At 71.5% G+C, this 11,571-nt stretch carries 11 protein-coding genes; 2 read left to right on the forward strand and 9 right to left on the reverse strand.

The window, feature by feature from the left end; translation table 11 throughout:
- Positions 1-198 precede the first annotated feature (198 nt).
- The 6 genes from ABT342_RS37115 to ABT342_RS37140 form a co-directional block, all read right to left on the reverse strand.
- Positions 199-864: an HAD-IA family hydrolase gene (locus ABT342_RS37115; protein WP_351583690.1), complete on the reverse strand. Its 666-nt coding sequence runs from the start codon at positions 862-864 to the stop codon at positions 199-201.
- 5 nt (positions 865-869) lie between these two features.
- Positions 870-1,649, reverse strand: coding sequence for a sugar phosphate isomerase/epimerase family protein (locus tag ABT342_RS37120; RefSeq protein WP_351583693.1), 780 nt, complete (start codon positions 1,647-1,649; stop codon positions 870-872).
- Complete coding sequence (locus tag ABT342_RS37125) at positions 1,646-3,946, reverse strand: ROK family protein (RefSeq protein ID WP_351583696.1); 2,301 nt, start codon at positions 3,944-3,946, stop codon at positions 1,646-1,648. The genes ABT342_RS37120 and ABT342_RS37125 overlap by 4 nt, the downstream gene beginning before the upstream one ends.
- The gene (locus ABT342_RS37130) at positions 3,943-5,148 is read right to left on the reverse strand and encodes a sedoheptulose 7-phosphate cyclase (RefSeq protein ID WP_351583698.1); all 1,206 of its coding nucleotides are present in this window, start codon (positions 5,146-5,148) and stop codon (positions 3,943-3,945) included. Before ABT342_RS37130 ends, ABT342_RS37125 begins: the two co-directional genes overlap by 4 nt.
- Positions 5,149-5,333: 185 nt before the next feature.
- A complete protein-coding gene (locus ABT342_RS37135) occupies positions 5,334-6,284 on the reverse strand; it encodes an aldo/keto reductase (protein WP_351583700.1) in 951 nt (316 codons plus the stop codon).
- 81 nt (positions 6,285-6,365) lie between these two features.
- Positions 6,366-8,030, reverse strand: a complete 1,665-nt coding sequence (locus tag ABT342_RS37140; RefSeq protein WP_351583703.1) for an FAD-binding oxidoreductase — start codon at positions 8,028-8,030, stop codon at positions 6,366-6,368.
- Between the two features lie 263 nt (positions 8,031-8,293).
- On the opposite strand from ABT342_RS37140, the gene ABT342_RS37145 reads away from it, so the two are divergent.
- Both ABT342_RS37145 and ABT342_RS37150 read left to right on the forward strand, forming a co-directional pair.
- Positions 8,294-8,833, forward strand: a complete 540-nt coding sequence (locus ABT342_RS37145; protein WP_351583706.1) for a VOC family protein — start codon at positions 8,294-8,296, stop codon at positions 8,831-8,833.
- 20 nt (positions 8,834-8,853) lie between these two features.
- The gene (locus tag ABT342_RS37150) at positions 8,854-9,315 is read left to right on the forward strand and encodes a nitroreductase/quinone reductase family protein (RefSeq protein WP_351583709.1); all 462 of its coding nucleotides are present in this window, start codon (positions 8,854-8,856) and stop codon (positions 9,313-9,315) included.
- A gap of 40 nt (positions 9,316-9,355) precedes the next feature.
- Here the strand turns inward: ABT342_RS37150 and ABT342_RS37155 are convergent, their stop codons facing one another.
- The 3 genes from ABT342_RS37155 to ABT342_RS37165 form a co-directional block, all read right to left on the reverse strand.
- Positions 9,356-10,162, reverse strand: a complete 807-nt coding sequence (locus tag ABT342_RS37155; protein ID WP_351583712.1) for a MerR family transcriptional regulator — start codon at positions 10,160-10,162, stop codon at positions 9,356-9,358.
- Positions 10,163-10,247: 85 nt separating this feature from the next.
- Positions 10,248-10,754 (reverse strand): VOC family protein, encoded by a 507-nt coding sequence (locus ABT342_RS37160; RefSeq protein ID WP_351583715.1) that lies wholly within the window; start codon positions 10,752-10,754, stop codon positions 10,248-10,250.
- A gap of 97 nt (positions 10,755-10,851) precedes the next feature.
- Positions 10,852-11,571: AMP-binding enzyme (locus tag ABT342_RS37165; protein ID WP_351583718.1), on the reverse strand; the 720-nt coding region annotated here is incomplete at its 5' end.

The raw sequence follows: 11,571 nt of genomic DNA on the forward strand, positions 1-11,571 counted from the left end.
CAGCCCGTCTGGGGGTCCCCCCACGCCCGCCAGGGCGTAGGGGGAGATTGAGGACACGGCCGAAGGCCGTACGGGGGTCTGGGGGCTTGCCCCCCAGTTCGGGATGGGGGTACCTCCCAGGCGAAGCTCTGGGGGAGGGCGGGTAGGGGAACAAGGCCCGCCGCAGGCGCCCCCGCACCCGCCCTCGCCCCCACCCGGTCAGACAGGCGGCAGGGCCAGCCGGACGCCGGAGTCCGTGGCCTTCACGGACACCGCGCGGAAGTCCGCGAGACGGGGCAGCCCGGCGGTGGCGGGACCGGCGTGCGGGCCGACCACGACCGCCGGCGCGCCCGCCGCGTGGGCCGCCTCCAGGCCCAGTTCGGCGTCCTCGAAGACGACCGCGGCGGACGGGTCCACGCCGAGCCTGGCGGCCGCCGCGAGGTACCCCTCCGGGTCGGGCTTCCCGCGGCGGACGTCGTCGGCACTGATGACGACCTCGGGCAGTGGCAGCCCGGCCGCGGCCATCCGGCGTACGGCCAGCTCCCGCCCGGCGGAGGTGACCAGCGCCCACCGGTGCGGCGGCAGCGCGGCCAGCAGAGCGGCGGCGCCGGGCACGGCGACCGTGCCCCGGGTGTCCGCGACGTCCTGGGCGACCAGCCAGGCGGTCTCCGCCGCCACGTCCGCTCCGGGGGGAGCATGCCGGGCGACCGTCTCGGCGGTCCGCTGACCGTGCGATCCGGCCAGGATGGCCTCGGCGTCGAGGCCGTGGCGGTCGGCGAAGCGCCGCCAGGTGCGTTCGACGGCGGTGGTGGAGTCGACCAGGGTGCCGTCCATGTCGAACAGCAGGGCCTGTGCGGTCAGTTCGATCGTCGCGACGCTCGTCATCCTCGTCACAGCCCTTCCGCGTACGCCCGCGCCCTCGCGAGGTCCGCCGCGAGACGGGCTTCGTCGCCGTCCCGGTAGTCGTTCTCCAGCACCAGCGCACGGGTCGCCGGCAGATGGCGGGACACGGCGGCGAGGGCCTCGTCGACCTCGCCGTCACCGTCCCCGAGCAGCGGGGTGCGGTCGGTGCCCGCGACCCCGTCCTTGACGTGGATCTGGTCCGCGAAGTGCTTCGCCGCGTGGGCGATCAGCCGGGAGACGTCCACGCCGGCGGCCCTCGGGTTGTACGTGTCCAGCAGCAGCCGGAAGAGCGGGGAGCCGACCTCATCGGCCAGCGTCACGGCGTCCTCCGGTCCGAGGACGTTCTCGTTGGCGAGCATCACTCCTCGGGCCTCCCCCTCCACCGCGGCCCGCCGCAGCACGGCGGCCGTGCGGGCCAGCATCGTCGGACCGTCGATGGCGCTGCGCCGAAAGCTCGGCACGAACGCGAGCGGGGCGCCCAGCGCCTCGGCGGCGTCCAGGAGCCGTTCGATGACGGCCTCGGCCGCGGGCTCGGTGAGCCCGATGTCGTTGAGTACGTTGCCGGCGACGCCGAGCACCTCGACGCCGAGCTCCCCGGCCGCCCCGCGCAGCGTGTCGATGCCTCCCGGCGCGTCGAGCCACGGCCCGCGTCCGGGCCCGCCGAGGTCGAACTGCACCCCGTCGGCCCCGACCCGCCGGGCCAGCTGGAGGGCGGCGACGCCGTGGACGGGCAGCCGCCAGGCGGCGAGCCCGATGACGGGGGTCATCGCGTCTCTCCGGCCGGCATCCGCACCGCGAGCTTGATCAGCCGCCGCCCGTCGATCGTGCGGCGCCGGCTGACGCTCAGCCGGGACATGATCCGTACCGCCTCCTCCGGGTCCACCACGTGCGTGACGAGGTCCCGGTAGCGGCCCGGCTCACGGCACAGCTCGGTCACGGCGTCGAGCAGATGGCAGTTGGCGACGCCCCGGTGTCCGAAGATCCGTACCGGCCTGCCGTCCACCGTCGTGAGCGACGCGATCTCCGGCGGCTCGGGCACCCCCGCGCAGTTCGCGGCGCGGATCGCGCCGAGGTTCACGCCGGGCAGTGCCGGGATCGAGGCGGCGCGCGGTACGCCGCCGAGGAGGTCGACGAGCACCTCCCGCCCCTCGGTGGCCGCGAGCGCGGTCTCCAGGCAGGGGAGCATCGCGACGCCCGGCGTGGCGAGCAGCACGGCGACGGGCCCGTCGGGGGCGAGTGCCGCGGCGAGCTCACCGGGGGTGAACGTGCCGTGCCGACGCCGTACGTCGGCCGCGTGCGGCGCGGCGGCGCTCCACTCCACGCCCTGCTGGGTGTGGTGGACGTGGACGGTACGTACGTCGTCGCCGAGCCAGTGCCGGGCGGTGCGCACGGCCAGATGGCCGACGGTGCCGTCACCGAAGACCAGCAGCGTCTTCGGCCGTATCGCGCGCAGGGCGAGCGACGCGTACCGGACGACCGCCAACGGTTCGATGAGTGCGGCGAGTTCCGGTGTACGCGCGAGCTCCGGCGCCTCGGGCAGCGGTACGACGAGCCCGTCCCGTACGGCGGTGGCCGGTACGAGGGTGCGCTCCTGGAGCAGTCCGTCCACGTTGTGGCCGAGCAGGAACGACGGGTCGGTGCGGTGCGTCGGGTTGACCACCACGAGGGTGCCGGGGGCGAGGTCCGCGCCGGGTCCGGCTTCCACCACCCGGGCCACGCCTTCGTGGCCGAGTACGGGCGCCCCGTCGCTGCGCAGTCCGCGCAGCATCTGCAGATCCGTACCGCAGACCCCGGCGACCAGTGTGGCGATGCTCAGCTCGCCGGGGCCGGGGGCGACGGTGGGGCGCCGCCGCAGCCGCAGCCCGCGGTCGTCCCGGACGATCGCCCGGTGCGACGGGCCGCCGCGGGCCGCGGCGGCGTCGGGGTGCGTGAGCTCCTCCATCCGCCGTCCGGTCGCCGCCGCGAGCGCGGCGATCCCGGCGCCGATCAGCCCGTTGGCCTCGCCGGGCCCGCAGACCCCGACGCGCTCCTCGATCCATTCGGGGGCCCGGTCGGCGGTGAGGTAGAGCCCTTGCCGGCGCAGATGGCCGAGGACCGACGCCCGGTAGTGGCGGCCCAGGGAGACGGCCGCCCCGCCGGTCAGGGCGAGTTCGTCGATCTCCGGGTCCAGGCACAGCGCGGTGCGCAGGACGTCGGCGACCGGGGCGGTGACGGCGTCGAGCAGTTCGCCCGCGAGTGGGTCGGCCGCGTCGAGCGCCACTTCGAACGCGGCCTCGAAGGTCGCGCCCGTCTCCAGCGCCTTGCCGAGGAGGGACTCGTCCCAGCGCCCGCCGACCCGCTCGCGCAGCACGTCGGCCATCCGCCGGATGCCGGGTCCCGAGGCGTACGCGGCGACGTGGCCCGTCTCGCCGCAGTCGCAGCGCAGGACGACCGGTTCGCCGGCCAGGGCCGCGGTCGCCGGAAGGTGGCCGACCTCGCCCTGGAGTCCGGCCGCGTCGGTGGCGATCACGTCGCGCCTGCGGTCGATGGTCCGGCAGGCGATGCCGGAGCTGATGGTCATCAGCATGACCTTGCGGTGCCCCTGGCGGCGCGGCGCGGAGGCGAAGTGGAGCAGGGCGGCGGTGACGTCGTTGACGACGTGCCACTCGACGTCGGGCCGCCGCTCGTGGAGCAGCCCCGGCAGGTCGAGGAGGGTGGTCTCGTCGCCGAACAGCGGCGCGGAGCCGTAGACGATGCCGCTGCGCTGGTCGAGCGCGGCGCCGAACGACACTCCGGCGATCGCGCCGGGCGCGCCGGTCTCCCTGGTCGCCCCGGTCGCCCCGGTCGCCCCGGCGGGCACCGCGTCACAGATCGCGGCGATCAGCCGTTCGCGCAGCTCGGCGACGGGGGTGTCGGGGCACAGCAGATGGCTGGGCGTCGGCTCGTCCACCAGCCCCCGCAGCCCGCCCCGCGCGGACCACACGGCCCGTCGCAGGTGCGTCCCGCCCACGTCGAGGACGGTGACCTCACGGTCGTCGGCGGCCGCGCTTTCCGGCGACGCCGATGTGGCGGCGACGGTCGTCACGACCCCGACCCGCCGTCCGCGTAGGTCCTGACGAACTCCAGCGCGCGCCGCAGCTCGTCCGCCGTCACGTCGTTGACGAAGGTGCAGCCGCCGATGCCGTCGGTCAGCGGCAGGCGCTGCTGTCCGTCGCGGTGCTTGACGGCGTCGGCGAGGCCGACCTCCAGCAGCTCCGGAGTGAACACCGGGTGGATGATCGGCAGTTGGGCGGCCACCAGCAGCCCGAGCGCGCGGTGCGCGTCGGCCACCGACAGCAGCCCGCGGCCCACCGCGAGCGCGACGCACACGGCCATGTCGACGGCGACCGCCTCCCCGTGCAGCAGCGGCGGGTCGGCGCGCAGTTCCAGCGAGGGGCTGAAGGTGTGGCCGTAGTCGACGGACCGCTCCAGCACCCACTCCCACAGGTTGGGCTCCAGCTCGTCGAGCATTCCGGCGATGGCACGCGAGACGACCTCGCTCATCGCGGCGCCGCAGTCGGCGAACGAGTCGGACGTGATCGACGCGACGGTCTCCTCCAGCAGCCGGAAGAGCGCGGCGTCCTTGATCAGCGCCATCTTGATGATCTCGGCGAGACCGTTGGCGATGTGGCGCGGGTCGACGGTCCGCAGGAACTCCGGGTCGATCAGGGTGACTTCAGGTGCGAAGTACGTGCCGAGCCGGTTCTTGTGGGTGCCGTGGTTGACGCCGGTCTTCACGCCGACGCCCGCGTCCACCTGGCCGACCAGCGTGGTCGGCACGCGGACGTACGGGGCACCGCGCCGGTACAGGCTGGCGGCCAGGCCGACGACGTCCATGAGGACGCCTCCGCCGACCACGACGACCTTCTCGGTGCGCCGGAGGATGCCCATGCCGGTCATCGCCTCGGTGACCTCGACGGCCTGGTCCAGGCTCTTGGTGTGCTCGTCGCCCGGCATGACCTTCCAGCGGGCGTCGACGCGCCAGGCGTCGAAGTAGGCGCGCAGCCCCTTGCCGTACAGCTCGTCGACGACCCGGTCGACGACCACGAGGGTGCGTACGGTCGTGTAGCCGTCCGCGCCGACGGAGCGGGCGAGGGCGGGGTTGTCCGGGTTCAGCAGGCCCCGGGTGAGGCTCACTTCGTAGCCGACGGGCTGTCTGGCCTGGACGTACCAGCTGAGCCCCGGCGGCCGGGGGATGTCGAGCGCGGAGCTGAGGCTGCGCGGCTGGGCCGTGGTGATCTCGGTCATCGCGGAGTTCTCCCTGTGTCAGGGGGGGGCGGGTCGGGTTACTGGGGGCAGGGGGCCGCGTCCCCGCTGCCCGGGATGGCGGGCGGCGGGGACGCGGCGCGCGTCGGCGGGGATCACCCGCCGAGGTCATACGGGGACGGGACGGCGGCCGGGCTTACGCCTCCGCCGCGCTCATCAGGCGGGGCTCACGCCTCCGGGGCGCCCATCGGCACGGGCAGCGCGTCGAGTTCGGCGACGTCCGCGGCCGTCAGGTCGAGGCCGGCGCCGCCCGCGTTCTGCTCCAGGTAGCGCTCGGTCTTGGTGCCGGGGATCGGCACGACGTACTCGCCCTTGCCGATCAGCCAGGCCAGCGCGACCTGGGCCGGCGTGGCGCCGTGCCGGTCGGCGACGGCGCGTACGACGTCGACGATCGCCTTGTTGTGCGCGAACGCCTCCTCGGTGAAGCGCGGCTGGCTGCTGCGCCAGTCGTCCTTGGGCAGGTCGGCCGGCTTGCTGAACGCACCGGTCAGCAGACCGCGCCCGAGCGGCGAGAACGGCAGGAAGGCGATGCCGTTGTCGACGGTGTACGGGAGTACGTCGACGAGGGCGTCCCGGGTGAACAGCGAGGCCTCGGACTCGACCGCGGCGACTTCGTGCACCTGCTCGGCGGCCTTGATCTGCTCCAGCGACACGGCGGACAGACCGAGCGCGCGGAGCTTGCCGGCGGCCACCAGCTCGGCCAGGGCCCCCCAGCTATCCTCCACCGGGACCTCGGGGTCCACGCGGTGCAGGAAGTAGAGGTCGATGTGGTCGGTGCCGAGGCGGGCCAGGCTGGCGTCCACGGCGGCCTTCAGGTGCTCGGGGCGACCGTTGAGGCCGAGGCCGGTGTCGGTGACCACGAGGCCGCCCTTGGTGGAGAGCACGGCCTGGTCGCGGCGGCCCTTGAGGGCCCGGCCGACGAGCTCCTCGTTGGTGAACGGGCCGTAGACGTCAGCGGTGTCGATCAGGTTGACGCCCAGGTCGAGGGCGCGGTGGATGACCTTGACGGAGGCGTCGTCGTCCCAGCCGTGCGGGTCGTAACCGAAGGACATGCCCATGGTGCCGAGACCGACGCGGCCTACGAGGGGTCCGTTCTTGCCCAGGGTGGTGGTACGCATGATGAGGTGTCTCCTTCGTGAGGGGATTCGCCTTTGAGGCGGTCTTGAGGGGGGACTTGAGCGGGTCTTGAGCGGGATTCGCTACGGCCTGATCGACTGCCGGTGCCGGAAGACGTTCCGGGGGTCCCAGGCGCGCTTGACCTTCTGCAGGCGGGCGTAGTTGCCCTTCCAGTACAAGTCGTGCCAGGCGACCGACGACGTGTTGTACGCCGGGTCGCCGAGGTCGCCGTCGGGGTAGTTGATGTAGCAGCCGTCGGTGACGGTGTTCGGAACGGGCACGCCGCCCGTGTCGGCGTAGACGTCGGCGAAGGCGTTGCGCACCCACGTCATGTTCACGTCGTCGTCGCGGGCGTCGTACCAGACGCTCTCGAAGTTGGTCTTCATGATCGCGGCCCGCTGCGCCACGGCGGTCGCTGTGGACGACACCGAGGCGATCTTGCCGCCGGCCGAGGCGTAGACGATCCCCGCGAAGGTGCTGGGCCTGTCGGTGCTGGCCAGGTGCTTGTACATGGCATCGATCTGGTTCTGCGGCGTCGCCTTGAGCAGATGCGACGACTTGTGCACCCCGCGCATGGTGGGGTCGAGCTGGGTGGGCGATACGGAGCCGATGTACTTGGTGCCGCGCAGCCACGACAGCTTGCGGGTGGTGGAGTACTCGGAGTCGGTGACTCCGTCCCGGCGGACCGGGGTGGTGGGCACACCGAGCGCGGCGTTGAGCCCGGCGAGATAGTCGGAGAGGACCTGTGCCGCGTTCGGCAGCGAGGCGTCGATCTGGATGATGAGCCCGAGGTTCCCGGCGATCTGGTGGTTGAGCAGCATCCAGGAGAAGAGCGAACCAGCGGTTGTTCCCGCGGTGTTGTTCTTCTCCAGCCACTCCCCGTAGTACGCGACCAACCGCGAGAAGCCGTCCTTGGTCACCTTCGACCAGGGCCAGAACAGGCTGCTGATGTAGATCTCGGCGGGCGCCTTCGGCAGCAGCTTGGTGGGGTCGGAGCCGGTCGCGCCCGGCGTACGGAACCAGTAGCGGGTGACCACGCCGAAGCTGCCGCCACCGCCGCCGGTGTGCGCCCAGAACAGGTCGTGGTTCGGGTCCGCCGCGTCACGGGTGGCGACCACCGCGCGGGCGAGGCCGTTCGCGTCGACCACCACGACCTCGACGGCGTGCAGATGGTCCACGATCAGCCCGTGCTGCCGCGACAGCATGCCGAAGCCGCCGCCCAGGACGTGGCCGCCGATGCCGACCGAATGGCAGATCCCGCCGGGCAGGGTGACGCCCCAGCCGCCGTGCAGCGCCTCGTAGACGTCGAGCAGGGTGGCCCCGCCCTCGACCGCGAACGCCTGCCGGTTCTTGTCGAACGTCACCGCGTTCATCAGGCCCATGTTGAGGACGACCTGGGTCTCCGCGTTGTAGACGAAGTCCTCGAAGCAGTGGCCGCCGCCGGAGACGGTGATGCGCTTGTTCGCGGTCACCGCGCTCTGCACCGCGGCCACCACGTCGGCGGTCGTCCGCGGCAGCACGATCTTCTCCGGGGACGCCACCCACCGCTGGTTCATTCCGGACCGCATATCCGCGTAGCGGTGGTCGGCCGGGGTGACGGTGACGCTCGGGCCCGCCGCGGCCTCGGCCTCGGTCACCTCGGCACTCGCCGGCAGCGCGGTGGAAATGCCCACCGCGGTGCCCATCGCCGTTCCCACGGCCACACCGGATCCTGCCGTGAGGAGTCTGCGGCGATTCAGCTTGTTCATGAATATCCTCGTCATCGCTTTCACCGGTAAACCGGAAACCGGCCTTCTCGATCCCACTTCTCGATCCCAGGTCTCTGCGCTGACCTCATGAGACCAGCGGGCCCGCTCGGCCCGCTTCCGGCCGGGGGAACTTCGTCAGGTCCTCACGAGTCGGGCCCGGACTCTGTCAAGTCCCGTAAATGCAGCTTGACTTACCGGGAGGACTCTCATGAAGATGCGCTGCGACGTGACTACTTGACACCAGAATTGCAGGGGAGATGACCATGGGCGGAATTCCAGGGGCGCGAGCGGTCCACCACATCGCCTACACGGTTCCCGACCTCGACCAGGCCGTGACGTTCTTCACCGACGTCATCGGCGCCGAGCTCGCCTACCGCCTCGGCCCGGTGGTCGACCCCGCCGGCGACTGGATGACCCGCAAACTCGACGTGGACCCGGCGGCCTCGACGAACATCGCGATGCTCCGCCTCGGCCCGGCGCTCAACCTGGAGCTCTTCGAGTACACGGCACCCGGGCAGCGCCAGGAACTGCCCCGCAACAGCGACTGGGGAGGCCACCATTTCGCGCTGTACGTCGAAGACGTCGACAAGGCCACGGAATATCTGCGACAGGTGCCCGGCGTGACGATTCTCGGCGAGCCAGAAACAATTGAGGACGGCCCGATCACCGGGGACCGCTGGGTCTATTTCAAGACCCCTTGGGGCATGAGCATGGAACTCATCAACATGCCCGATGGCATGCCGTACGAGCAGGAGACCACGGCCCGTGTCTACCGACCGGGCACGGCCTGGCAGAACCAGTAGCAGAAACCGGGAGAACAGAAATGACGAACCCGTTCAACCTCCGCGTCATCGAGGAGTTCCGCGCGAACGGCGGAAAAGTCGGCGACATGTTCGACGGAATTCCCCTGCTCCTGCTGACCACGAAGGGCATACGCTCCGGGCTTCCCCGCACGACCCCCCTCGTGTACCTCGCCGACGCCGGCCGCCTCCTCGTCTTCGCCGCGAACGGAGGCGCCCCCAAGGCACCCGCCTGGTACGGCAACCTCATGGCCGCCGGCGAGGGTGAGGTCGAGGTGGGCGCCGAGCGCTACGCGGTACGGCCCGAGCTGGTCGCCGAGGAGGAGCACGAGCGGCTGTGGACCCTGCAGACCGAGCAGGACGCCAACTTCGCCAACTTCCGTGGCCGCACGGACCGGACCATCCCGGTGGTCTCCCTGGTCCGCGCCACCACCCGGGGCGGCGGGACGGCGGTCCACCGCCGGGCGTGGCCGTACAGCATCTGACGACACGGCGGCTCACGGTGATGCGGGACGACGCGGCGGTTCAGCGCCAGGTGGCTGTGCTGGGGTCGATACCGTGGGCCTGGGCGTTGGCGTCGATGACGCGGCCGAGCCAAGCGGCGAGGCCAGGTCGCACGCGGTCGTAGTGGGCGGTGAACCCGGCGTCTTCCTGGTACATGCGCCCGAGACAGACCTGCATCTCGTGGGTGAGGTGGAAGTAGGCGTTGAATGCTTCCCGGTGGCGCTCCGCGAGCCGGTTGGCTTCGGCGCTGCCGGGGACGACGCCGTCCTGCATCGCTCGACCGAGGTCGCTTTCGAGCGTCGCGTTCGCCTCGACGATCGCTTTCCATTCGTCGGGTCCGCGGGCGGCGGCGCGTTCGGCGTACTGGGCCCATTGCGGGGTGTCCCCCCAGCGTTCGCGGGCGCGGAGGACCGATTCGGGTTCCCAGTCGGGGCCGAAAATGGCGGCCTGTTCTTCGACTGTCAGAAGGATGCCTTGCTCGTGCGCCCGGATCATCCGGTCCAGCCCCTCGATCATTTCGTTGAGGCGTGCGATGCGCTCCTGGACCTGGTGGCGCTGCGTGCGCAGCGCCACGGTCGGGTCCACCGTCTGGGCGTGGAGCAGTTCCCGAATGGTGTCGAGCGGGACACCGACCTCGCGGTACACGACCGCGCGCTGGAGACGCGCGATATCCGTGGCGGTGTAGAGGCGGTATCCGCTGTGGGTGCGTAGTGAGGGGGAGGCCAGGCCGACCTCGTCCCAGTGGTGCAGGGTGCGCACGGTGACACCCAGCCGCGACGCCGCCTGACCGACGGTCATCCCGGAGGTTTCGGCGGCGTCGACTGGCATGCTCATGCCTCACATTCTCCCATCAGCGATCGCCATCACTTCGGGGATTCACTTCGGGGATTCACTTCGGGGATCACTTCGGAGATCACTTCGGAGCGGTGATGCCGATCTTTGCCAGATTGCGGGCCTCCTCGCTTGCGGGATCGAAGGGCTTGGCGGCGGTGAAGATCACCCGTGCGTTCTCCGGTGTGACCACCTCGACGTCAACGGTGTTCCACGGGGTGTGCCTGGGGCCTTCGGTGCAACCCGGCCGCTGCGCCTCGCAGGCCTCGATGATCCGGTCGATCTCGCTGAGCACGCACGCGAAGCTCACGCTCGCCGCCGGCGTTGAAGTCACCTGGCTGGTCGCGGGCACCAGGAGCGCGTCCTGGAATGCCCACCGGCGTAGGTGGGTGAGCTGGCCGGGAATGGTGAACAGATCGATGAACCCGAGTCCGTTGATCCAGAAGTCCGCCGACGCGGCCAGGTCCGGTGTCGGGATCGTGACGAACATCGGCATCCCGTAGATGCCCCGGAACGGTTCCGGCGGAACCGCGTCCACCCCAGGCTCAGGGACAGGACTGATCTCGAAGGCGTTGTAGTAATCGCTCATGACCGGCAGCCTGAGCCCTCACGTAACGTGAGGGTCAAGTCGCTTCCTCAGCCGGCCGCGGGCCGTGCGGCCCGCGCCGCTACGCCCCGGCCTCGGGTCAGGCGTGGTGCCCTTCGTCGTATTCGGCGGTCGAGCCCTGTGCGGTCCGTTCGCGCAGGTCCACGCGTCGGATCTTGCCGGAGATCGTCTTCGGCAGCTCTTCGGCGAACTCGATCCGCCGGACCCGCTTGTACGGCGCCAGCACCCCGCGCGCGTGCGCGAACAGCTGCTTGGCGGTGTCGGGCCCGGGGGTCCAGCCCTTGGCGAGGACGACGTACGCCTTCGGCACCGCGAGCCTCACCGGGTCGGGGGCCGGGACGACAGCGGCCTCGGCCACCGCCTCGTGCTCCAGCAGCGCGCTCTCCAGCTCGAACGGGGAGATCTTGTAGTCCGACGCCTTGAACACGTCATCCGCACGCCCGACGTAGGTGATGTATCCGTCCGCGTCGAGCGCGCCCACATCACCCGTGCGGTAGTAGCCGTCGGCCATCGCCTCGCCGGTACGGTCCGCGTCGCCGTGGTAGCCGGTCATCAGCCCGACCGGCCGGGTGTCCAGGTCGAGCGCGATCTCCCCCTCCGTCGCGCCGGGCCGGCCGGTGACGGGGTCGAGGAGGGTGACGCGGTATCCGGGGCTGGGGCGGCCCATGGAGCCGGTCTTCAGCCTCTGGCCGGGGCTGTTGGAAACCTGGACGGCCGTCTCGGTCTGGCCGAAGCCGTCGCGGATCGTCACCCCCCACGCCCGCCGCACGCTCTCGATCACCTCGGGATTCAGCGGCTC

The sequence above is a fragment of the Streptomyces sp. NPDC000410 genome, assembly GCF_040300305.1.
Lineage (GTDB): Bacteria > Actinomycetota > Actinomycetes > Streptomycetales > Streptomycetaceae > Streptomyces.